Here is a 22,534-nt window from a genome sequence, read left to right on the forward strand (position 1 = left end):
GGGCAGTGACGACAGGAGCCCTGGGGGTCCACGAAAAGGACAGAGAGGCACGACGTCACGGCAATCCCCCGCACAAGCGCATCAACGTTCGCAGGCGATCATGGAAACACCGTGAAGAATCGGCGAAGTGATCACCCGACGGCACGTTTGCGACCGGCCATGAGCATCCCTCGCAGCTCGCTCACGGCACGGATTGAAAATGATCAAAATCAGCTCAGTCTACCCACCGGAACAGCCGGTCGGCCAGTGCTTTTTGTTAAGACTCCATGGACGCAGAAAACCGCCGGCATCCCCTGCCGGGGGGCCGGGGCCGGCGGGACGACGGATTCCGCCGGTCCGCTTCACCATGGCCGGGGATGCCGGGGTCGTCAATGCCTCGCGTCGTGGGGAATCCCGCGGGCGGACCGACTCCCCCACGGGGTCGGCCCGTTGATCCGGTTCGTCGTCGATCGTGCGCCGAGGGAACCCGGCGGCGGCCGACGGAGGGAGTGACCGCGGCCTCACGTCGACGGGCAGCGAACCCGCCCACGGGAACGCGCCCGATCGACCCCACCGCGTGCGGAAGGGTCAATCGGCGGTACTCGGCGGCGGCGGCTGCTGCGGGAGGCGGGCCCTCACACCGGCTGTCCGGCGCGCTCGAGCTCGCGCACCAGCGGCAGCACCCGGGTGTAGAAGATCCGCATCTCCTCCCGCGTCGGCCAGCCGGAGAAGATGAACTCGCTGATCCCGGCCGCCTTGTACTCGTGGAGGTAGGCCGCGACCTCCTGGTAGCTGCCCACCACGCAGAGGGCGGGCCCACCGCGGTACGCCACGGCGCCGGAGTACAGCATCGGGGAGATCCAGTCGGATTCGGCGGTCTCGGCCAGTTGGAAGGTCGTCTTCACCGCCACGGAGTCGGTGGCGGCCACCGCGTCCGCGATCCGCTTCCGGTGCTCCTCGTCGGGCTCGCCCATCATCGCGGCGAGATCCGCCAGCGCTTCCGCCCTGGTCTCCCTCGCCAGCACGTGCATGCGGGTCCCCACCCGGCCGCCCTGCGCCAGCACGTTCTTCGCCGCCGCGCGCATTCCCTCGGGGGTGTCGCCGTACCGCAGCCAGCAGTCACCGTGGTCCACCGCGGTCTGCTGGGCCACGTCCGAGGCCCCGCTGATGTAGATCTCGGGACGCCCACCGCCCTTGTACCCCAGGCCGATCTGCGCGTCCTTGAGGCGGTAGTGTTCGCCCTCGAAGGACACCGGGGTCTCCTTGCGCCAGAGCCGGTGCAGGATTTCCAGGAATTCGTTGGAGCGTGCGTAGCGCTCGTCGTGGGCGAGGTGGTCCCCGTAATACCCCTGCTCGGCCGGAGAGGTGCCGGCGACCAGGTTGAGGGATATCCGGCCGTCCGACATCCACGAGACCGTGTTGATCACCTGGGCGAAGAGCGTCGGTGACAGCAGTCCGGGGCGGTAGGCGAGGAGGAACTTCACGCGTCGGGTCTCCCGGACCAGAGCGCCGAGCATCGGCAGCGGATCGGGCAGGTGGAAACCGATCCCCATGAGCAGCGAATCCACGCCCAGGCTGTCCGCCTCCTGCGCGAAATCCACGATCTCGTCGAAGTCGAGCTCGCCCACCGTGTACTTTCCCGCCGCCTTGCGCTGCCCGCTCACCGGCGAGTTCCAGTGCACTCTCAGATCGTTCGAGTTTGACTGCGATTGGTTTGACAGGCCGCTCACGACCAGGACCCACCTTTCGATCGGCTCGAAATCTGAAGCCCGGGCCGCGCTACGCGAGAATCAGTCGGCCAGTGAACGGAAATCGGTCCTGGCGAATCCCCGGGTGGTTCTCCCACGTGTTGATCGCGTTCCCTCAGCCTCGCATGCTTCCGGTCCGCCCATATATAGGACCTAGGTCCCAGCGCCCCCGACGTGCACAGCACCGCCCCACGGGTCGATCGGTCGGCTACCGTGGAGATCCGCCGACGGGCCGTTCCCGCCCGGTCGCCCGGCCCGGCCCCGCACCCCCCGAACGGCCGTCACGAAGCCACATGAGCAGCGAAAACGCAACGTCGACAAGGTCCGCCGAGGCGGCTACCTTCAGCCCTCCCCGACCGAGGAGAGACGCATGCCCCGACTCGCGCTGTACACCTTCGCCGTCCTGAAATCGCCCCTCTCCGACCCCGGAGAGCTGACCGCCGAGTTCTACGAGGTCGGTGACACCGTCTACCAGGCGTTCAGCGAGCACCCCGGGTACCTCGGCCACGCCGCGCCCTCGGGCGACGAGCGCGGTCTGCTGTTCGGCGCGGACTGGGGCCCCTGGGGGGAGTTCACCGTACCGGCCTGGTACGGCAAGGGCCGTACGGCGCAGACCACCGCCCTGGCCGCGACCCTCTCGCTCTGGACCGGCGTGCCCCACGCCTTCGACGCCGCCTACACCGGCATCCACCGTACGGCGCTGAACCGGCGCTACGACTGGTTCGAGCGGAGCGGGTACGCCAACCACGCGTGCTGGTGGGTCCCCGACGGCGTGACACCCACCTGGCAGGACGCCGTCTCCAAGTTGGAGCACCTCCACGCGCACGGTCCCGCACCGCACGCCTTCAGCCTCCACCGGCCCTTCACCCCGGAGGGAACTCCGGCCGGGGACAAGGGCGTCGGGCCGGAGGGCGCCCGGCGTCACCCCGTGGGCGACGACCGCTGAGAGCCGCCGGGGCCGACCCGGGTCGTACGGGCCGGCCCCGGCCGGTGCGCCATGATGAGGGGATGACCGCCAGCTCCCGTGCCCGTTCGTTCGACTCGGCCGCCGTCCAGTACGAGGCGAGCCGCCCGTCCTATCCGTCGGAAGTCCTCGACGCCGTCGAGGAGTTCATGGACCGCCCGTTGCCGGGGGCCCGCGTCGCGGACGTCGGGGCGGGCACCGGGATCGCGACCCGGCTGCTGCGGGAGCGCGGCGCCCGGGTGATCGCCGTCGAGCCGGGCGAGGCGATGGCCGCCGAGTGCCGCCGAGTGCTCCCGGACGTGCCGGTCGTCCGCGGGGACGGCAACGCCCTGCCGCTCGCCGACGCCTCCCTCGACCTGGTCACCTACGCGCAGTCGTGGCAGTGGACCGACACCGCCCGTTCGCTCCCCGAGGCACTGCGCGTCCTGGCCCCCGGCGGGGCCCTGGCCGTCTGGTGGAACACCACCGCCTTCGAGGTGCCGTGGATCCGGGCCCAGCAGGAGCGCATCACGCGGCACTGCGGGATTCCCGCGCGTTCGGCGGTGCGCCCCGACGACGAGGAGGCCGTCCGGCTCGCGGGGCTGAGCGGACTGCGGGTGGTGCGCCGCGGGATCCGCTGGCACCGCGACGTCCCCCTGGACACCCACCTCGCCAACATCGGCAGCCGGTCGGCGTTCCTGGTGCTCGGTCCGGCCGCGAACCGGGACTTCCTCGCGGAGGAGCACGGGCGCCTACGGGAGGCCTTCCCGACCGGGGTGGTACGGGAGGAGTACCTCGTCGACCTGCTGGTGGCCGCCCGGCCGGGGGGCCGATCGGCTTCGACGGCCTGATCGTCCGTCAATCTCCTTGGACAGCGGCGCAGCTGGGCCGGGTCGGCACCGGCTCAGCCCCCGGCCAGCACCGCTGCCGCCGCCTGGGCCACCGACTGGACCAGGGAGATGCCGTCGGACTCGCCGGCGTTGCCGTCCGACACCACCGCGATCAACAGCCGGTGCCCGCCGCGCTCGACCGTCCCGATGCTGTTGATCACCCACAGGCCGTCCGCGTCGCGCGGCAGCCAGCCGTCCTTCACGGCGGGCGTGCCACCGGTCGCGGCCGCGCTCACGCCCCAGCGCTGATCGCTCTCGACCTGGTCCAGCAGTTGCTGGAGGTAGCCGCGCGAGGCCGCCGAGAGGAGCGAGTCCCCGGTGAACACCTGGCGCAGCAGCTGCGCCTGGTCGGCCGCGGTGGTGCTGGTGAGGCCCCAGTAGCCGTCCGTGCCGCCCGTGGTGGCGGTCAGTCCGAACCGCCGGTTGGCGGCGTTCAGGCCGGCGTCCTGGCCGATCGCGTTCCACAGCGCGGTCGCCGAGTCGTTGTCGCTGTTCTCGATCATCGCGGCGGCGAGGTCCTGCTGGTCGGAGGTGAGCGCGGTGCCGCTGTCCTGGGACCGGAGCAGCAGGGTGGCCAGGATGTCGACCTTGACGATGCTGGCGGTGGCGAAGGCGTGGCCCGGCGCACCGTAGTCGAGCGACTGCCCGGTCGTCAGGTCGGTGACGGCGACCGAGAGGGCTCCGCCCGCCTGGGCGACGGCGCTGCGCAGCGCCGCGTCGGCGACGGGGGCGGGGGCCGGGGTGGCGCTCGGTGCGGCTGTCGGCGTGGGCGTGGGTGCCGCCGTCGGGGCGGCCGTGGGCGTGGCTGTCGCGGTGGGTGTGGGTGCGGCGGCGGAGGGGGCCGGGGAGGCGACGGCGGCCGCGGGCGCCGGGAGCGCGGCGGCCACGTCCGACAGCCGCGGGTGTCCGCCCCCGGTGGCGCCGGAGTGCCCCGACAGCACCCCGGTGATGATGCCCGCGGCCGCGAGGAGGCCGACGGGTGCCAGCAGCCTCGTCCGGAGGACGCTTCGCTTCGTCATGCTCCGAGACGCTAGGGACCGCCGCTTTGAACCCGCTGAGAACAGGGTTGGTGTTTCCTCACAGCTGCTCCGGGCCCTCGGGCGCCCCCTCCGTCCCGCCCGAGGTCAGGGGCACACCGGTCCTTCAAGATCCGTTCCTTGAAAAAAACTTGACGAACCGTGAGCGACCGCACTCTTCTCTCCGTCCGAGAAATCGGTCTAACTAATAGCACCCGACGGGGCCCGGCGCGCAGCACGCGGCCGAGGCCCGCACACGCCGGTGCCTTCCCACGTCGGGAGAGCCGCCCACAGCCCGAACGCGGCACCACCGTGCCCGCTTTCGGTGAACCGTCAGATCGCGCAAGGAACGTACTCACTGGTACTCGCGTGAGGTGAGAGGGGCATGTCCAGGATGAAGAAGTCCGAAAGATCGCGCAGACTCGCCCAGGCCGTGGCGCTGGTCACGCTGGTGGCGACCGCCACGGCCTGCTCCGGGGGCGGCGGGGGCGGGGGGAGCAGCAGCGGTCCCGGCCCGACCGGGGCCCCGGTCCAGGGCGGTGTGGTGCGGGTCGCCGAGTCGCCCTCCACCTTCCCGGACGCCATCTGGCCGTTCGACTCCGCGGCCCAGGTCTCCACGGTGAACACCAGCCAGTTCCAGGACCTGTTCTACCGCCCCCTGTACTACTGGGGCCTGAACGACAAGGTCACCCTGGACCAGGACGTCTCCGTCGGCGAGATGCCCACCTGGAGCCCGGACGGGAAGACCGTGACCGTCCAGGTCAAGCCGTGGAAGTGGTCCAACGGCGAACAGGTCACCGCCCAGGACGTGCTGTTCTGGATCAACATGGCCAAGGCCGAGACGTCCAACAGCGGCTACTACACGCCGCCGAACCCGGCGATCGGCGCCAAGTACTTCCCGGACAACGTGGCTTCGGCCACCGCCGAGGGCCAGACCCTGACCCTGACCCTCAACACTCCGGTCAGCCAGACCTGGTTCACCGACGACGAGCTCAGCCAGATCACCCCGATGCCGCTCGCCTGGGACGTCACCGGAGCGAACCAGAAGGGCAGTTGCGCGAGCGACGCGTTCGGCTCGGACGCCGCCAACACCGACTGCGCGGCCGACTACGCCTACCTCAGCGCCCAGTCGACCAAGGGCGGGGACTTCGCGGGCAGCGCCCTGTGGGCGGTGGTCGACGGCCCGTGGAAGCTCAAGACCTACAACGGCACCTCCGGCGCGTACTCGATCGTGCCGAACGCGACCTACTCGGGGCCGCAGAAGCCCCACCTCGACGAGGTCGACTTCGTCCCGTACACCTCGGACACCACCGAGTACGCGGACCTGAAGGCCGGCAGCGGCGGCGCCAACGCCATCGACGTCGGCTACCTTCCCGTCGAGGACGCCCCGGTCTTCAACGCCAAGAACCCGGACGTCGGCAACCCGCTGACCAACGAGGGCTACTACATCCCGGCCGCGACCTATCTGGACGAGATCTCGTACTACCAGATCAACTTCGCCAACCCGGACGTGGGCGCGCTGTTCAAGCAGCAGTACTTCACCAAGGCCGTCCAGGACACCGTGGACCAGCAGGGCATCATCAACGGCATCTGGAAGGGCTGGGGCTACCCGAGCAGCGGCGCCGTGCCCAGCCTGCCGGCCGGCAACCCGCTCTCCCCCAAGAGCCAGTCCGAGCGGGCGACCTTCGACACGGCGGCCGCCAAGAAGCTGCTGAGCAGCCACGGTTGGAACACCGACAGCTCCCCGGCGACCTGCACCGACCCGGGCAGCGGCCCGAACCAGTGCGGGGCCGGCATCGCGGCGGGCGCCAAGGCCGCGTTCACGATGAACTACCCCTCGGGCCAGGCCGCGCTGGACACCATGGCGGCGGACATGCGCTCGGACGCGGCCAAGGCCGGCATCGGCATCACCGTGGTCAGCCAGACCCAGAACACCATCGGCAACGAGGGCGTGGCCTGCACCCCCGCCCAGCCGGCCGGCTGCCAGTGGCAGGCGCTGCTCTACGGCGGCTGGGTCTTCGCCCCCGACTACTACCCGACCGGCGACGCGCTGTTCGCCACCGGCGCCGGGCCGAACGTCTGGTCCTTCTCCGACCCGAAGCTGGACCAGCTGATCGTCAAGACCACCACCGGCAGCGACATCAACGACATGTACGCCTACGAGGACTACATCGCGGGCGACCAGCCGGTGATCTACACCCCCAACACGCTCACGGTCAGCGAGGTCACCAAGAAGCTGCACGTCGACCCGGGTGACCCGTTCCAGGGCTACGAGCCGGAGTACTGGTACTACACCAAATGACGCCCACCCGTGAGCGCCCCGCCGCGGCCCCCCTCGGGGGGCGGCGGTGACGGCCTACCTGATCCGTCGGCTGTTCCAGGCCCTGGTGACCGTGCTGCTGGTCACCGTCATCTCCTTCGGCCTGATGCAGCTCATGCCGGGCGGCCCGGTCCGAGCGATCCTCGGCTCCCACGCCACCCCGGCCAACATCGCCCACCTCACCCACCAGATGGGCCTGGACCGCCCCGTCTACGTGCAGTACTGGACCTGGCTGGACAGCCTGCTCCGCGGCGACCTGGGGTTCGACTACATCCAGCAGCGCCCGATCTCCGACCTGCTGTTCAACGCTCTCGGCGCCTCCGCCTTCATCGTCGGCGCCTCGCTGCTGCTGGCGATGCTGCTCGCGGTGCCGGCCGGCCTGTTCCAGGCCACCCGCCGCAACAGCGGGCTGGACCACGCCATCACGGTGTTCTCCTTCGTCGCGTACGGCGTGCCGACGTTCTTCCTCGGCTTCCTGATCCAGCAGTGGTTCGAGGACGACCTGCGGTGGGTGTCGGTGCAGAACCAGGTGGCCACCTTCGGGGAGGCACTGACCCATCCCCAGGCGGTCTGCCTGCCGGTGCTGACCCTGACCATCACCACCGTGGCCGGCTACAGCCGCTACATGCGTTCCGGGGTGCTGGACCAGATCACCCAGGACTACGTGCGCTCCGCCCAGGCCAAGGGCGCCTCCCGGCGCCGCACGCTGTACGGCCACGTGCTGCGCAACGCCCTGATCCCGATGGTCACCCTGGTCGGCCTCTCGATGCCCGCGCTGGTCGGCGGTGCGCTGATCGTCGAGTACGTCTTCAACATCCAGGGCATCGGCCTGCTGACCACCCGGGCCGCGCTCCAGAGCGACTACGGCATCACGCTGGCCGCCACCCTGCTCACCGCGGTGACCACCGTGGTCGGCTCGCTGCTGGCCGACCTCGGGTACGCCGTGCTGGACCCACGAGTGAGGTTCACCTGATGGCCACCGCACCCGGTACCACGCCCGGCCCGCCGCCGGCCTCCGGCCCGCCGCCCGCCTCCGGTGCGGCGCCCGGCACACCCCCCGGTTCGCCGCCCGGCCGCCCCGACGCCCCCGGCGGGGAGCCGGCCGGGCGGCCCCGGTCGATGCTCCGGCGCGGCGCGGAGGTCTTCGCCGAGAACCGGCTCGCCCTGGTCGCCGTCGGCGTCCTGGTCGCGATCACCGCGTTCTGCTTCCTCGGCCCGCTGTTCTACCACGCCGACACCTCGGTGGTGGACCTCTCCGCCGTCACCCTGCCGCCGGGCGCCGGGCACCCGCTCGGCACCGACAACGACGGCATCGACGAGCTCGGCAAGGTGATGGTCGGCGGGCAGACCAGCCTGGAGATCGGCCTCGCCGCCGGGCTGATCGCCGCCGTCATCGGCGCGCTGTACGGCGCGGTCGCGGGCTACCTGGGCGGCTGGCTCGACGCGTTGATGATGCGGGTGATCGACTCCTTCATGTCCTTCCCGCTGATCTTCCTGCTGATCTACCTCAGCAGCGTCTACGGCAAGAGCAAGGGCATGCTGATCCTGGAGGTCGGCCTGACCTCGTGGTTCGGGATCACCCGGCTGGTCCGCGGCGAGGCCCTGGCGATCAAGGTCCGCGACTACGTGGCCGCGTCCCGGATGATGGGCGCGGGCGGCCGGCGGATCGTGCTCAAGCACATCCTGCCGAACACCATCGGGACCACGATCGTCAACACCACGTTCTCGATCGCCGACGCGGTCTTCGCCCTCTCCACGCTCAGCTACATCGGGCTGGGCCTCCAGGCGCCCGACAACGACCTGGGCGGGATGCTCGACGTGGGCACCAACTACGCGGGCCAGGGCTGCTGGTGGATGATCTATCCGCCCGCCGCCGTGATCATCCTGATCATCCTGAGCTTCAACGTGATCGGCGACGCCCTGCGCGACGCCTTCGAGACCCGGCTCCAGAAACGGTGACCCCCACGGAGGTTCGGCAGTGGCACTGCTCGAAGTGACCGGCCTGCGCACCGAGATCCGGCTGAAGCGCTCGGTGGTGCACGCCCTGGACGGCGTCGACCTCGCGGTGGACGCGGGCGAGACCCTCGGCATCGTCGGCGAGTCGGGCTGCGGCAAGACCATGACCGCGATGTCGATCATGCAACTGCTGCCGAACGGCGGCAGCGTCGTCGGTGGCAGCGTCCGGCTCGACGGCCGCGACCTGCTCGCGCTCGGTCCCGAGGAGATGGACCGGGTGCGCGGCAACGACATCGGGATGATCTTCCAGGACCCGACCACCTCGCTCAACCCGACGATGACCATCGGCCGGCAGATCTCCGAGTCGGTCCGGATCCACCGAAGGGTCTCCCGGAAGGAGGCGCACCAGCGCGCCGTCGAGGTGCTCTCCCTGGTGGGGATGCCCAGCCCGGCCCGCCGGGCGCTGGTCTACCCGCACGAACTGTCCGGCGGCATGCGCCAACGGGCCATGATCGCGATGGCCCTGGCCAACGAGCCCAAGCTGCTCATCGCCGACGAACCGACCACCGCCCTCGACGTCACCGTCCAGAAGCAGATCCTCGAACTCATCGACCACCTCAAGGAACAGCTCGGCATGGCCGTCGTCCTGGTCACCCACGACCTCGGCGTGATCGCCGGGCGGGCCGACCGGATCGCCGTCATGTACGCCGGGAAGGTGGTCGAGACCACCGGCACCGAGGCGCTCTACGCCCACCCCCGGCACCCGTACACCGAGGCGCTGTTCGACTCGCTCCCGGAGCGTTTCGCCCACTCCGGCGGCCGGCTCTACTCGATTCCCGGGCTGCCGCCGGACCTCACCGCTCCCCCGCCCGGCTGCCGGTTCGCCGCGCGCTGCCGGTACGCCACCGAGCGGTGCCACGCGCAGGAGCCGCCGTTGTCCGGGGACGTCCCGGACCACCGCTACGCGTGCTACTTCCCGGTCGGCGGGGCCGGGTCGGACGCGCCGCCGACCGCCGTGGCCCTGGTGAAGGACGCGGTACCGGCCGGAGCGGACCGGGCGGCGGCCGACCGGGCACCCGCCGAGCCGCTGCTGCGCATCGACCACCTGGTCAAGCAGTACGCGGTGACCAGCGGTCTGGTCCTGCGCCGGACGGTGGGCGCGGTCAGCGCCGTGGCCGACCTCTCGCTGACCGTCCGCCGGGGCGAGACGCTCGGCCTGGTCGGGGAGTCCGGCTGCGGCAAGACCACCGTCGGCAAGCTCATCGTCGGCCTGGAACGCCCCACCAGCGGCAGCCTGGTGTTCGACGGCCAGGACCTCGCCCTGGTGCCCCGGGCCGAGCGGCGCCGGCTGCGCCGCGACGTCCAGCTGATGTTCCAGGACTCCTACGCGGCGATGAACCCGCGGATGCCGGTCCAGTCGATCATGCGCGAGCCGCTGGACATCCACCGGGTCGACGGCCGGGACGAGCGCGACCGGCGGATCCGGGAGATCTTCGACCTGGTCGGCCTGCCGCTCACCGCACTGGAGCGCTACCCGCACGAGTTCTCCGGCGGCCAGCGCCAACGCATCGGACTGGCACGGGCGTTGACGCTCAGCCCGCGGCTGATCGTGGCCGACGAACCCGTCTCGGCGCTGGACGTGTCGATCCAGTCGCAGGTGCTCAACCTGATGCGCGACCTCCAGGGCGAGCTCGGGCTGTCGTACCTGTTCATCTCGCACGACCTGTCGGTGGTCCGCTACCTGTCCGACCGGATCGGCGTGATGTACCTGGGCAAGCTGGTGGAGATCGGCCCCGCGCCGTCGGTGTACGCCCGCCCGGTGCACCACTACACCCGCGGCCTGCTGGACACCGTCCCGGTGGCCGACCCGGTGGTGGAACGGGCCAAGAGCAGCCGGGGCGTCGCCGGGGAGCTGCCGTCGGCGATCGACCCGCCGTCCGGCTGCCGGTTCCGCACCCGCTGCGCGGCGGCGCAGGAGATCTGCGCGGAGGCCGAGCCGCCGCTCGTCGCCTACGGCCCCGACGACCACCTGGCGGCCTGTCACTTCCCGCTGCGGGCCGCCCCCACCGGCTGACGGCGCCCCCGCCGGCCCGCTCCCCCCGCCCCCGATCGCGGCGGGGGGAGCGGGCCGGTGCGCGGTGCGGTCAGCGCAGGGCGCGGATCGCCGGGCTGGTGGCGACCAGGCCCGCGCACGCCAGGACGGCGCCGCCGCAGAGCAGGAACAGCGTCGTCGTCCCGGCCGGCAGCAGGGCGCCGGCGAGCACGTAGGAGAACGGGTCGAAGGCCACCGTGGCCAGCACGAGGAGGCTCAGCACCCGGCCCAACAGGTGCGCGGGGACCCGCTCCTGGAGCGTGGCCACGACGACCACGCCGAGGAACCCGGAGCCGAGACCGATCAGCGAGACGACCGCCGTCGCGGCGACGACCCCGCCGACGGCGGCGAGTCCGACCATGCCCCCGCCGATCGCCGCCACCCCGCCGACCAGGGCCCACCCGCGCCGGGCCGGCGGCCGCCAGCCGGCCACCAACGAGCCGGCCAGCGAGCCGGCCCCGAACCCGGACAGCAGCACGCCCAACGAGCCCGCGCCGCCGAGGCGTTGCTCGGCCAGCACCGCACCGCCCACCAGCACCGGGCCCACCACCGCGATGTTGATCAGACCGATGGCGGCCAGCATCCCCCGCACCGGCGGATCCCGCCAGGCGTGGGCCAGCCCGACGACGAGGGCGCGTCCGCTGCCGGGCCGCGCACCGCCGTCGCCGTCCGGCCCGGCGGCCTCCCCGGCGGGCCCGGCAGCGCCGCCGCGCCGCACCACCCGGACCAGCGTGCCGAGGGCGCCGGCGGCCAGCGCGGCCAGCGCGGTGATCCCGCCCAGCGTCGCGGTGAAGCCGGCCGCCGCGATGCAGCCGGCGGCCACCGCCGGGCCGACCAGGTCGCCCACCGACTCGGCGCCCTGCACCAGTCCGTTGACCCGGGCGAGCTTCGCGGTCGGCACGACGACGGGCAGCAGTGCCAGGGCGGCCGGGAAGTACGCCGCGTCGGCGGCGCCGAGCAGCCCGCCGAGCACCGCGACCGTGGTCAGCGACGGCGTGGCGAGGGCGACCAGCAGACCGAGCGAGAGCAGCACGGCGACCCGGAGCCAGGCCGCGGCGGCCACCACCCGGGCCGGGCCGAGCCGGTCGACCAGGACGCCCGCGGGCGGCAGCAGCACCGCCCGCGGCAGCGCCACGGCCACCAGGACGAGGCCGGTGGCGAGCCCGGGGTCCGAGAGCTTCAGGACGAAGAGGGTGAGCCAGACGATGAACAGCGCGTCGACCACGGCGGCCAGCGTCTGACCGGCGATCAGCCGGCGCAGCTGCGGGTCGCCGAGCGGTGCGCGGGCGGGGGCGCTCGGCTCCGTCGTCATCGCGGGCCGGGCCCGGGCGGGTCGGCGCCGCCCCACTGAGTTCTCAACACCCGCGCCTCCTCGTCTCGTTGGGTGTGCTACGCGATGTGGGTGCCGCCGTCGACCGTCAGGGTGGTGCCGGTGAGGTAGGACGCCGCGTCGGAGACCAGGAAGACCAGGGCCGCGGCGAGTTCCTCGGGCCGGCCGATCCGGCCCACGAGCACCCGCGGCAGCACCGCGTCGAGGTAGCCCTCGGCGTACCCGTCGGTCATCGGGGAGCTGAACAGGCCCGGCGCGAGGGCGTTGACGCGGATGCCCCGGCCGGGCGTCCACTGCTGGGCCAGGTCGCGGGTGAGCCCGAGCAGCCCGGCCTTCGACGCCGAGTAGGCGGCCTGCGGCAGACCGCCGGTGACCAGGGCCAGGACGCTGGACACATTGACGATGGCACTGCCGGGCGGCATCACCGCGGCGGCCGCCTGGGCCGTCCAGTACGAGCCGTGGAGGTTGGTGTCGACGACCTCGCGGAACTGCTCCGGCGTCTCCTCGGTGGCCGGTCGTTCGCCGCTGATCCCGGCGTTGTTGACCAGGATGTCCAGCCGTCCGAAGGCGCGCAGGGCGGCGTCGACCAGGGCCCGGCAGTCCTCCGGCCGGGTCACGTCGGTGCGCACCGCGACCGCCCGGCGGCCGCGCTCCTCGACGGCCGCGCGCACGGCCTCCAGCCGCTCGGCCCGCCGCGCCCCGAGCACCAGGTCGGCGCCGGCCTCGGCCAGCGCGGTGGCGAAGGCGACCCCCAGGCCGGAGGAGGCGCCGGTCACCACCGCGACCCGGCCGTCCAGCCGGAAGCGGTCCAGGACGCCCATCGGCGCTCCCCGGTCAGCGGTGGTCGACGACGAAGGCCACCGCGTCGCCGACCGTCCGCAGTTCCCTGACCCGGTCGTCGGGGATCTTCACCTCGAACCTGTCCTCGACCGCCACCGCGATCTCCATCATGGCCAGCGAGTCGACGTCGAGGTCCTCGGTGAAGGAGGTCTCGGCGCCCACCTCGGCGGCGTCGACGCCGATCACCTCCTCGATGATCCCGGCGATGGCGTTGAGGATGTCGGTGCTGTTCACCACGGGTACCTCCCTCTCGGGGCGTGTCCTTCGGTCGTCGGGGTCGGGACGGGGGCGGGGGCGGGATCGGGGTCGGGACCTGGGGCGCGGGGTCGGGACGGGCCCTCAGACCCCGAGGCGCCGGCGGTAGCCGAGCAGCGTGTCCAGGAAGCCGTCCAACTGCTCCTCGGTGTGGCCCTCGTGCGGGAACAGCCGCAGCAGCGCCTGGTTGCGCGGGACGGCCGGGTAGGAGAAGACCGGCACGAGGTAGCCGTCCCCGACGAACCACTCCCGCATCTGCAGGGCGGCGGCGTCGCTGCCGATCGGCACCGAGAGCATGTACGAGTCGGTCGGCGTCGTCGGCGTGCCCGCCTCGTGCATCCGGCGGCGCAGCCGGGCGGCGTGGGCCAGGTAGCCGTCGACGATCCCGGGGTCGTCGGCGAGGGCCGCGATCGTGCGGTCGGCGGCGTGGGCGGTCGGCGGTTGGATGGCGGCCGTGAACATCGAGGTGCCGGAGAGCAGTTCGAAGGCGTCGACGGCGGAGGCCGGCCCGGCGAGCGCGCCGCCCTCCAGGCCGATCGCCTTCGACAGCGACACCATGACGAAGTCCGCCCGTTCCCGGATCGCGGCCGCCTCCCGGGCGTAGGGGCGGTTCGCGGGGCCGTAGACCATGAAGCCGTTGGCGTCGTCGATCATGCTGACGGCGCCGTACCGGTCGCAGGCGTCGAGGATCTCCACGATCGGTCCCATGGTGCCGTCGGCCGAGTAGATGCTCTCGGCGATCACCACGGTCTTGCCGCCCCGGCCGGCGCCGCGGATCCGGTCCAGGACGCGGGCGAGGTCGGCGACGTCGTTGTGCCGGAAGGCGTGCACGTGGCGGCCGTAGCGGAGCCCCTGGAGGCCCTTCCAGATGCTCCAGTGGACGTCCCGGTCGACCACGAAGACGGTGTCGTGGTTGCGCACCCCGATCCCGGTGTCGAAGTGCGCGGAGCTGCTCATGGCGTGCACGAAGCCGATGTTGGCCAGCAGGCCGGTGGCGAAGCTGATGGCCCGTTCCTTGCCGGTGTGGCGGGCGATGGTCTCCTCCAGCACCCGGTGCGGGCGGCAGATGCCCTGGGTCATCCGGGATCCGCTGGTGCTCAGGCCGTGGGTGCGCGCGCCCTCGGCGAAGTGGCGGCGGACCGGGAGGTGGCGTTCCAGGTCGAGGAAGCTGATGCTGGCGAAGTTCACCAGCTCACGGCCGTTGCGGACGATGGTCGGCCCGACCGGGCCGTCCACCACCGGCGGGCGGTACGCCGTGTCGTGGGTGTTGGCCTCGACGAAGGCGGCGAAGGCCCACGGGGCCAGTCGGTCCACCGACGGCGCGGCGCTGCGGGAGGCGGTCATGGCGGGGTCTCTCCTCCACGGGGGGCACGGGACGGCAAGGGTTCCAGGGCCGCGGCGAGCCGGCCGAGCGAGGCGGTTCCGGTCAGTTCGTCCGCTCCGATCCCGGTGAAGCCGGCCCGGTCGAGCAGCGCGAGCAGCCGGGGGACGGCGACCAGGGTGACCCGGTGGTCGGCGAGGCAGCGGTTCAGGTCGACGGTGCCGGGGGTGACCGCGCCCACGGCGGCGGCGAGCGCCCGTTCGGCGTCGGTCGCGGGCGGGCGGGGCGGGGCCCATGGCGTTCCGGTGCCGGTGCCCGGTCCGGCCGGGCGGGGCAGGGGCTGCGGGCGGGGCAGGGCGGGCGGGCGGCGCGGGGTGTGCGGGATGAGCAGGTAGCGGCCCGGGGCCGCGACGCCGGGGAGGTCCCCGAGCCGGTCCAGGACGTGCCGGTGCAGGTCGTCGGCGGTGATCCCGCGGGCGGTGCGGGCCCGGGCGACCAGGTGCGGTTCCCGGTCCGCGCCCCCGGCGTCCCCCTCCGCACCGGGCGTCACCGTCACGTCCAGCACCCCGGGGTGGCCGCGCAGCACCTCCTCGACCGCGGCCGGGCGCACCCAGCCCTGCGGGGAACGCCACCAGCCGGCGGCGGGCGGTGTACGGGGTCGGTCCGGGACGGGGCAGGCGGCGCCGCCGGCCAGGGCGCGCAGCAGGCCGCACAGCCGCGGCGGCAGCGCCGCGGCCTGCCCGGCGTCGAGCAGGTGGTCCCCGACGGTGACGTCGAGGGCGAGGATCCCGGCGTCGAGGGCGAGGTCGACGTAGAGCGTGTCGCAGGGCTCGTCGGGCGCGCTGCGGATCCAGCCGGCGGCTGGGCCCGGCGCGGTGAGGTGTCCGGGGACGAGGTAGTCGCGCGGCCAGGAGTAGCAGTTGTACTCGATGGTGGGCACGGTCACGATGCCGCGCCGGCGGTCGGACCGCGCCTGGGCGGCGACCAGTTCGGCCGGCCGCCACTGGCCGTGCCGGTAGGCGGCGGCGGAGGCCGCGGCGACCGAGGCGACCACCTCGCCGAACGCCGCGCCCGGGCGGAGGTCGATCTGGACCGGGACGGTCAGGGCCCGGACGCCGATGCTGCCGCGCAGCGCGACCCGGGCCCGGTTGGAGACCACCACCGAGGCCAGGAAGCGGAGTTCGCCGGTGCGGGCGGCGACCTCGTGGGCCAGCGCCGCGAGCACGACGGTCTCCGGGCTGGCCCGGTGACGCCGCGCCACCCGGTCGAGGTCCCGGTACGCCTGCGCCGAGCGGTACTGGAGCCGGTGGCGCCCGGCGCCGTCGGCGGTCCCGCCGAACGGCGCCAGCACCCCCGTCGGGTTGCCCGCGAGCCGCCGCAGCCACTCGCGCTCGGCGGCACGGGCGCGGTCCGGGGACTGCGCGGCGAGCGTGTCGAGCGGGTGCACGACCGCCTCCTCCCGTGCCGCACCGCGCAGTTCGGCGTGCAGCCGGTCGAGCAGGACGGCCAGCCCCCAGCCGTCGACCAGCACGTGGTGGGCGGCCAGCAGGACGGCGCGCGGCCTCCCTGCCTCCAGCAGCACCCGGGCGTACCAGGGCGGGTTCCGCTCGGGGTCGATCGGGCGGGCGGCCAGTTCCTCGGTGGCGGCCTCCAGGGCGGCGGCGTCGACCACGGGGAGGTCGAGCAGGTCGACCGGCAGCGGGGCCCAGTCCGGCCGGTGGACGTGCTGGACCGGCAGCAGCGGGTCGACGGTGGTGCGCAGCGCCTCGTGCCGGGCGGTGAGCGCGGCGAGGGCCGCGTGGACGTCGGCGACGGTCGCCGGGGGCGGGACGTGGCAGTGGTCGGCGAGCGGTGTCGGGTTCACCCGGCGGGCCGGGGGGACGGTGCGTTCGTACCAGTGCCATTGCTGGACCCAGGTCAGCGGCCCGATGCGGGTGGTGGTGGCGGGGCTCAACGGCGGTTCCTGGCGGAGTGGTTCCGGGCGGGGCGGTTCCTGGCGGGGCGGTTCCGGGCGGGGGTGCACGGCCGGGCCCTCAGACCGCTCGGACCACGAGCGCGGCGTTGTGGCCGCCGAACCCGAAGGAGTTGCTGAGCGCGGTCCGCAGCCCCGCGTGGTGCTGGGCCCGGTGCGGCACGAAGTTGATGTCGGGGTCGATCGGCTGGTCGCAGTTGAGGGTCGGCGGGACGTCCCCGGTGCGCAGGGCCTGGATCGACACCACGAGTTCGACCGCGCCGGCGGCACCGATCATGTGCCCGGTCATCGACTTGGTGGAGCTGACCGGGATCCGGGTGGCCCGGTCGCCCAGCACCCGGCGCAGCACGGCGGCCTCGGTGGCGTCGTTCAGCAGGGTTCCGGTGCCGTGCGCGTTGACGTAGTCCACGTCCGCGCCGGTGATCCCGGCGTCGCGCAGCGCCGCCTCCACGGCGAGGCGGGCGCCCCGCCCCTCCGGGTGCGGGGCGGTCCAGTGGTGGGCGTCGGAACTCGCCCCGTAGCCCGCGAGTTCGGCCAGTGCCGTGGCCCCCCGGCGCTCGGCGGCCTCGGCAGCCTCCAGCACCAGGACGGCGGCGCCCTCGCTCATCACGAACCCGTCGCGGTGCGCGTCGAAGGGTCGGCAGGCCCCGGTCGGGTCGTCGTTGCGGGCGGACAGCGCACGGGCGTTGCCGCTGCCCGCGAGGTCGACGGCCGTCACGCAGGCGTCGGCGCCGCCGGCCAGGACGACGTCGGCCTCACCGGCGCCGATCATCCGCATCGCCGCGCCCAGCGCGTCCGCGCCGCTGGCGCAGGCCGTGCTCTGGGCCCGGCTGGGCCCCTGGGCGCCGAGCCGCATGGCGATCTCGCAGGCGGCGCTGTCCATCGCCGTGGTGACCTGGGTGAACGGGCTGATCGCCCGCGGGCCGCGGTCGCGCAGCAGGTTCGCGGCGCGGTAGATCGACCCGACCGGGCCGTAGCCGCTGCCGATGACCACGGCGACCCGCGGCGCCAGCCGCTCGTCGACGACGAGCCCGGCCTGCGCGCAGGCCTCCAGGGCGGCGGCCAGGGCGTACTGGGCGTACGGGTCGGCGCGGCGGCTGACCGCCGGCGGCATGTAGCGGCCGGGGGTGAAGCCGCGCACCTGGCCGCCGATCCGCACGCCCAGGCCGGTCACGTCGATCGCCTCCACCCGGGCGATGCCGCTGCGCCCGGCGAGCAGCGCCGTCCAGGTCTCCTCGACGCTGTGGCCCAGCGGCGTCACCGCGCCGTAGCCGGTGACCACCACCCGGCGCCGGCCGGGCCCGGGGGCGCCCGGTCCGGTGCGGCCGGTCATTGCGGGACCACCTCGGCGTCGCGGACGGCCGGAAGGACGTCGTCGGGGGCGACCGGCACCAGGAGCACGGCGGTGCCGCCCCGGGCGCAGACCGCCCGGGCGGCCCGGATCTCCTCGGTCAGGGCGGACTTGTCGCGCAGCACCCGGCCGTGCAGGTCCGGTCCGTCCAGCGCGGGCGGCGGCGCGCCCGGGCGGACGAAGGGGTGGCGCCGGCCGTCCAGGCCGAGGCGGGCACGGCGGGCGTCCAGCCAGCCGTAGCCGCCGTTGCACAGCACCACGTAGAGCACGCCGCCGTGGGCCGGGGCGGTGGCGGCGATGTCCGCGCGGGCCGCGAGGAAGGCGCCGTCCCCGATGAAGGCGGTGACCTCGTGGTCCGGGGCGGCCCGTTTGACGCCGATGGCCGCGGCCGCGCCGAAGCCGAGCGGGGTCTGTTCGGACGGCACCACGGAGCCGCCGCCGACGTGGTACGGGAAGCCGTAGGACCACATGTCCTGCAGCCCGTTCTCCTGGACCAGGACGTGGCGCGGGCCCGCGGTGGCGTCGAGCGCGGCCAGCAGTTCGGCGATGCGGATCCCCGGCAGCGCCGCGGCGCGGGCCAGTTCGGCCGCCACCTCGACGGCCATCGCCGTGCGGGCGGCGGCGATCCGGTCCGCCCACGGCCCGGTGGCGGCCGCGCGGCCGGGTCCGTCGCCGTCGTCCTCCTCCAGCGCCCGTGACCAGCCGAGCGCGGCGTGCCGGGCGTCGCCGAGCACCCGCGGGCCCGGGAACTCGGCCGACAGCCCGGCCGGGTCGAGGTTGACCTGTACCACCGGGACGGACGGCCACGGGGTGCCGCCCTCGGTGACGGTCTCCTCCAGCCGCCCGGCGAGCGAGACCACCAGGTCGCAGGAGGCCCACAGCGCGCGGGCCGGGGCCGCCGCGTAGAGCCCCGCCAGGCCGCAGAACCGCGGGTGGTGCTCGTCGACGGCGCCGCGGCCGGAGGCGGTGGTGAACAGCGCCGCGCCGAGGCGGTCGGCGAAGCGCTCGACCGCGCCCCCGGCGTTGCGGTGCCGCATGCCGCCGCCCACCAGCACCACCGGTCGCCGGGCGGCCCGCAGCGCCGCCAGCGCCGGTCCCGGCGTCACCGGGACGGCACCGGGGAACAGCGGTTCGGGGAGCAGCGGTTCGGGCGGCGTCGGCCACGGTCCGGTGACCGGCACCTCGGCCGTGCGGACGTCGTCGGGGATCTCCAGGTAGACCGGGCCGGCGGGCGGCCCGACGGCCCGGGTCAGCGCCGTCACCGTCGCGGCGACGACCCGGGCCGGGTGCCCGACCCGGTGCGCCCACCGCACCAGCGGTGCCGTCACGGCGACCTGGTCGAGTTCCTGGAAGCCGCCGCTGCCCCGGCGGTGTTCGGACGCGCCGGCCGCGAGCACCAGGACGGGCGCCCCGGACTCCCGCGCCTCCAGCAGGCCGGTGGCCGCGTGGGTGACGGCCGGGCCCTTGCCCAGGGCGCAGACGGCGAGCCGGCCCGACTGCAGCGCGTAGCCGGTCGCCATGTACATCGCGTTGCGCTGGTCGCGGCAGGGCACGTGGTCCAGGCCGGCGGCGTCGAGGGCGCGCAGCAGTTCCAGGTCGTCGCCGGGCAGTCCGAAGCAGGTGTCCACCCCGTGCGCCGCCAGCAGGTCGACGACCGCGGACCACGCGTCGGTGTACCGTGCGCCCATCCCGCTCACTCCCCGCCGGCCGTGACGGGGCCGGCCGTCGGCAGGCTCTGCGCCACGGCCTGGGAGACCAGCAGCGGCTCGGCGTGCCGCTCGCCGCCGTAGCAGCGGTAGTTCGCCCGCAGCCCGAACCCGCCGAAGGGGCGGTTGCCGTCCTCGGCGTCGAGCAGCGTGTGGTTGACGCAGGTCCGGTGGCGCCGGGCCAGCACGTCCACCGTCTCCGGGTCGGTCCCGTAGACCATCGCGCCCAGCGCGCGCTCGTTGAAGTAGGGGCTGGAGAGCCGTTCGCGCAGCAGCTTCGCGGTGGGGTAGGCCACGACGTTGAACACCGGGGCGAACATCTCGTCGAGCGGGATCTTGTCGTCGAAGCCCCAGAGCAGCACGGTCGGCTCGATCCGGCGGGCCGGCAGGTCGATCCGCCCGCCGTGCCGGATGTGACGCACGTGACGCACCAGGTAGTCCGCGCAGTTCACCAGCGCCGAGTCGTAGAAGATGGGCCCGTAGTCGGCCGCCGGGTCCCCGTTGCCGCCGAACCGCAGCGCGCTCAGCCCGGCGGACAGCAGGTCGACGAATTCCTCGGTGCGGCCCTTCGGGGTGAACACCACGTCGGGGCCGAAGCAGTCCTGGCCGGAGTTGTGCAGCCGGATCCTGGTGAGGTCGCGCACGGCGCGGGTGAAATCGGCGTCGGGTGCGATCACGAACGGGTTGATGCCGTGGCCGAAGAACAGGAAGAGCTGGTCCTCCGCCAGCCCTTCGCGGACGGTTTCGGCATTCGCGTAATTCCCGGTGAAGACCACGAGGTCCGCCTCGCGGACCGGTCCCGTCACGAACTTGCGCTGGCTGAGCTCGGAGAGCTCGATCGGCAGTCCGTGCACCGGCGCCAGGAGGTCGTGCAGGCTCCGCAGTTGGCCCTTGGTCTCGGAGGACGGCCGGAAGGTGATCCGCTCGCAGTAGAGGGCGGCGACGAGCATGTACAGCGCGTAGGAGTACAGCGGGATGTTCGACGGCATGAAGACCGCGGCCCGGGGCACCGGGCCGGGCCGGACCCGGCGGATCTCCTCCTCCGCGCCGTCGAGGGTGGCGAGGAACGAGCGGATCTCCTCGGCGGCGGTGTGGTGGGGCGAGGTCTCGGTGAGGATCCGCAGCACCGCGTCCTCGTGCTCGGCCACGTACCGGCGCACCGCGCGCAGCGCGTCGACACGGTCGGCGTACGGGATGCGGTAGTCGGTCGGGTCGACGGGCGCGCCGGGGGCGGGCACCTCGACGGTCGTCCGGTGCGGGGCGGGGAGCGAGGTCATGGCGATCTTCTCCAGGGCGGCCCGGTCGGGCTTCCCCGTGGTGGTGAGGGGCAGGGCGGGGAGCACCACGAGGTGGTCGGGCTGCTCGTAGCGGGCCAGCACGGGGCGCAGCAGCCGCTTCCAGTGCGCGGGTTCGTGACCGTCCGGGTCCGCGATCACGAACACCAGCCGACAGCCCAGCCGGGCGTCGGGGACGGCGACGACCTCGGCCCGGGCCCCGGCCGACCCGGCGCGTTCGGCGAGGTGGTCGGGGTAGAGCGTGTGGCCGTCGCGGTGCACGGCGTGCTTGCGGCCGATCGGGAACACCCGGCCGGCCTCGTCGAGGCGGCCGATGTCGCCGGTGCGGTGCACCGGGCCGGGGACCGGGACGATCCCGCCGTCCTCGCCGAGCCGGCCGGTCATCAGGCCGTCGCTGCGGACGACCAGCTCACCGAGCCGCCCGGCGGGCAGCGGCCTGCCGTGGTCGTCGTGGACCTCGACGACCACGCCGGGCAGCGGGGTGCCGCAGCCGACCGGGTCGCCGGGGGGCGCCAGCGCGATGTTCCCGACCTCGGTCGCCCCGTAGCCGTCCAGCAGGTGCCGGCCCGTCCGGGCGTGGAACCTGGCCGCCAGGTCGCGGCCGAGCGGCGCGCCGCCCACGCACCAGGCCCGGACCGGCTTCAGCGCCCGGACGAGGGCGGGGCGGCGGTCGAGCAGGTTGAGCAGGCTGTAGTAGGTCGACGGGGCGCCGTCGACGACGGTGAGGCCGTGGTCGACGCCGACGGCGAGCGCGTGGTCCAGCCGCGTGGTCGGGCCGTAGACGACGAGCGTTCCGCCGCCCAGCCACCAGCAGAGGACCAGCGACAGGCCGTACTGGTGGGAGTACGGCAGGACCGGCAGGAAGACGTCGTCGGGCCGGTAGCCCATGCGGTCCGCGCTGAGGGCGAGGTTGTCCAGGAGGGAGCGGCCGGAGCGGACGATGCCCTTGGGGGCGCCCGTGGTGCCCGAGGACCAGGAGATCACCGCGTCCGGGCGCCGGGCCCAGGCGGTCGGGTCCGGCCCGGCCGCGGCGGGCGGGGCGGGGCGCGGCGCCGGGGCGGCGGCCGGTCCGGTCACGGTGCCGGGGCCGATGTCCAGCACCACCCGGGCCCGGGCGGCGATCTGCGCCCGCTGCGCCGGGGTGGCCCGGTGGTCGGCCAGCACCACCGAGGCGTCGAGGTGGACGAGCGCGAGCAGCGCGACGACCCATTCCGGCGAATTCGCCCCGCTCATCATCACGCGCGCGCCCGGTCCGATGCCGCGGCGGGCGAGGATTTCGGCGGTGTCGAATACCCGGGCCGTGATTTCTCCGGCCTCCCAGTTGCACCCCTCGGGCGAGACCAGACTCCTGGAAACGGGCACCTTGCGCTCCTCAATACCAGGCGATTCCAGGCGACTATCCCATACCACGGGAACACTGTCGAGACTTCCCGAGAATTCCCCGGGAATGCGTGATGATTGAGCACGAAGTGACGGATGGGGAATGCCGGGGCAAAGTTTTTCGCAAAAGAAGTAATTTA

The 22,534-nt window shown here is 73.6% G+C and carries 16 protein-coding genes; 6 read left to right on the forward strand and 10 right to left on the reverse strand.

The window, feature by feature from the left end; all coding sequences use genetic code 11:
- Positions 1-614: 614 nt before the first annotated feature.
- Positions 615-1,661 carry an LLM class flavin-dependent oxidoreductase gene (locus tag AB0O91_RS33160; protein WP_363441203.1) on the reverse strand — a complete coding sequence of 349 codons (1,047 nt, stop codon included), beginning with the start codon at positions 1,659-1,661 and terminating at the stop codon, positions 615-617.
- A gap of 436 nt (positions 1,662-2,097) precedes the next feature.
- On the opposite strand from AB0O91_RS33160, the gene AB0O91_RS33165 reads away from it, so the two are divergent.
- Positions 2,098-2,673, forward strand: coding sequence for a DUF3291 domain-containing protein (locus AB0O91_RS33165; RefSeq protein ID WP_363441205.1), 576 nt, complete (start codon positions 2,098-2,100; stop codon positions 2,671-2,673).
- 62 nt (positions 2,674-2,735) lie between these two features.
- Positions 2,736-3,521, forward strand: coding sequence for a methyltransferase domain-containing protein (locus tag AB0O91_RS33170; protein ID WP_363441207.1), 786 nt, complete (start codon positions 2,736-2,738; stop codon positions 3,519-3,521).
- Positions 3,522-3,574: 53 nt separating this feature from the next.
- Here the strand turns inward: AB0O91_RS33170 and AB0O91_RS33175 are convergent, their stop codons facing one another.
- Positions 3,575-4,579: a serine hydrolase gene (locus tag AB0O91_RS33175; protein ID WP_363441209.1), complete on the reverse strand. Its 1,005-nt coding sequence runs from the start codon at positions 4,577-4,579 to the stop codon at positions 3,575-3,577.
- Between the two features lie 382 nt (positions 4,580-4,961).
- Between AB0O91_RS33175 and AB0O91_RS33180 the strand changes: the two genes are divergently transcribed.
- From AB0O91_RS33180 to AB0O91_RS33195, 4 genes are read left to right on the forward strand one after another with little or no spacing between them, the layout of a single operon-like run.
- Positions 4,962-6,878 carry an ABC transporter substrate-binding protein gene (locus AB0O91_RS33180; protein ID WP_363441211.1) on the forward strand — a complete coding sequence of 639 codons (1,917 nt, stop codon included), beginning with the start codon at positions 4,962-4,964 and terminating at the stop codon, positions 6,876-6,878.
- Positions 6,879-6,924: 46 nt separating this feature from the next.
- Positions 6,925-7,869, forward strand: coding sequence for an ABC transporter permease (locus tag AB0O91_RS33185; protein WP_363441213.1), 945 nt, complete (start codon positions 6,925-6,927; stop codon positions 7,867-7,869).
- Positions 7,869-8,855 (forward strand): ABC transporter permease, encoded by a 987-nt coding sequence (locus AB0O91_RS33190; RefSeq protein ID WP_363441215.1) that lies wholly within the window; start codon positions 7,869-7,871, stop codon positions 8,853-8,855. The genes AB0O91_RS33185 and AB0O91_RS33190 overlap by 1 nt, the downstream gene beginning before the upstream one ends.
- A 19-nt stretch (positions 8,856-8,874) precedes the next feature.
- A complete protein-coding gene (locus tag AB0O91_RS33195; protein ID WP_363441218.1) occupies positions 8,875-10,926 on the forward strand; it encodes an ABC transporter ATP-binding protein in 2,052 nt (683 codons plus the stop codon).
- Between the two features lie 70 nt (positions 10,927-10,996).
- On the opposite strand, the gene AB0O91_RS33200 is transcribed toward AB0O91_RS33195, so the two are convergent.
- The 8 genes from AB0O91_RS33200 to AB0O91_RS33235 form a co-directional block, all read right to left on the reverse strand.
- Positions 10,997-12,256, reverse strand: a complete 1,260-nt coding sequence (locus AB0O91_RS33200; protein ID WP_363441220.1) for an MFS transporter — start codon at positions 12,254-12,256, stop codon at positions 10,997-10,999.
- A 77-nt stretch (positions 12,257-12,333) separates the two neighbouring features.
- Positions 12,334-13,095 carry an SDR family NAD(P)-dependent oxidoreductase gene (locus tag AB0O91_RS33205; protein WP_363441222.1) on the reverse strand — a complete coding sequence of 254 codons (762 nt, stop codon included), beginning with the start codon at positions 13,093-13,095 and terminating at the stop codon, positions 12,334-12,336.
- A gap of 13 nt (positions 13,096-13,108) precedes the next feature.
- A complete protein-coding gene (locus tag AB0O91_RS33210) occupies positions 13,109-13,351 on the reverse strand; it encodes an acyl carrier protein (protein ID WP_363441224.1) in 243 nt (80 codons plus the stop codon).
- A 102-nt stretch (positions 13,352-13,453) separates the two neighbouring features.
- Positions 13,454-14,713, reverse strand: a complete 1,260-nt coding sequence (locus tag AB0O91_RS33215; RefSeq protein WP_363441226.1) for a pyridoxal phosphate-dependent aminotransferase family protein — start codon at positions 14,711-14,713, stop codon at positions 13,454-13,456.
- Positions 14,710-16,644, reverse strand: coding sequence for a condensation domain-containing protein (locus AB0O91_RS33220; protein ID WP_363441228.1), 1,935 nt, complete (start codon positions 16,642-16,644; stop codon positions 14,710-14,712). Before AB0O91_RS33220 ends, AB0O91_RS33215 begins: the two co-directional genes overlap by 4 nt.
- Before the next feature lie 79 nt (positions 16,645-16,723).
- Positions 16,724-17,995, reverse strand: a complete 1,272-nt coding sequence (fabF, locus tag AB0O91_RS33225; RefSeq protein ID WP_363441230.1) for a beta-ketoacyl-ACP synthase II — start codon at positions 17,993-17,995, stop codon at positions 16,724-16,726.
- Positions 17,992-19,701 carry a thiamine pyrophosphate-binding protein gene (locus tag AB0O91_RS33230; RefSeq protein ID WP_363441232.1) on the reverse strand — a complete coding sequence of 570 codons (1,710 nt, stop codon included), beginning with the start codon at positions 19,699-19,701 and terminating at the stop codon, positions 17,992-17,994. Before AB0O91_RS33230 ends, fabF begins: the two co-directional genes overlap by 4 nt.
- 5 nt (positions 19,702-19,706) lie before the next feature.
- Positions 19,707-22,376, reverse strand: a complete 2,670-nt coding sequence (locus AB0O91_RS33235; protein ID WP_363441234.1) for an aldehyde dehydrogenase family protein — start codon at positions 22,374-22,376, stop codon at positions 19,707-19,709.
- Between the last annotated feature and the right edge of the window lie 158 nt (positions 22,377-22,534).

This window comes from Kitasatospora sp. NPDC089797, from assembly GCF_040684795.1.
In the GTDB taxonomy this organism is placed as follows: Bacteria; Actinomycetota; Actinomycetes; order Streptomycetales; family Streptomycetaceae; genus Kitasatospora.

What these genes read in the sequence shown, in the direction of transcription:
- AB0O91_RS33165 (WP_363441205.1), top strand. Translation starts at nt 2,098, where the DNA reads ATGCCCCGACTCGCGCTGTACACCTTCGCCGTCCTGAAATCGCCCCTC.
- AB0O91_RS33170 (WP_363441207.1), top strand. Translation starts at nt 2,736, where the DNA reads ATGACCGCCAGCTCCCGTGCCCGTTCGTTCGACTCGGCCGCCGTCCAG.
- AB0O91_RS33175 (WP_363441209.1), bottom strand. Translation starts at nt 4,579, where the DNA reads ATGACGAAGCGAAGCGTCCTCCGGACGAGGCTGCTGGCACCCGTCGGC.
- AB0O91_RS33180 (WP_363441211.1), top strand. Translation starts at nt 4,962, where the DNA reads ATGTCCAGGATGAAGAAGTCCGAAAGATCGCGCAGACTCGCCCAGGCC.
- AB0O91_RS33190 (WP_363441215.1), top strand. Translation starts at nt 7,869, where the DNA reads ATGGCCACCGCACCCGGTACCACGCCCGGCCCGCCGCCGGCCTCCGGC.
- AB0O91_RS33200 (WP_363441220.1), bottom strand. Translation starts at nt 12,256, where the DNA reads ATGACGACGGAGCCGAGCGCCCCCGCCCGCGCACCGCTCGGCGACCCG.
- AB0O91_RS33205 (WP_363441222.1), bottom strand. Translation starts at nt 13,095, where the DNA reads ATGGGCGTCCTGGACCGCTTCCGGCTGGACGGCCGGGTCGCGGTGGTG.
- AB0O91_RS33215 (WP_363441226.1), bottom strand. Translation starts at nt 14,713, where the DNA reads ATGACCGCCTCCCGCAGCGCCGCGCCGTCGGTGGACCGACTGGCCCCG.
- fabF (WP_363441230.1), bottom strand. Translation starts at nt 17,995, where the DNA reads ATGACCGGCCGCACCGGACCGGGCGCCCCCGGGCCCGGCCGGCGCCGG.
- AB0O91_RS33230 (WP_363441232.1), bottom strand. Translation starts at nt 19,701, where the DNA reads ATGGGCGCACGGTACACCGACGCGTGGTCCGCGGTCGTCGACCTGCTG.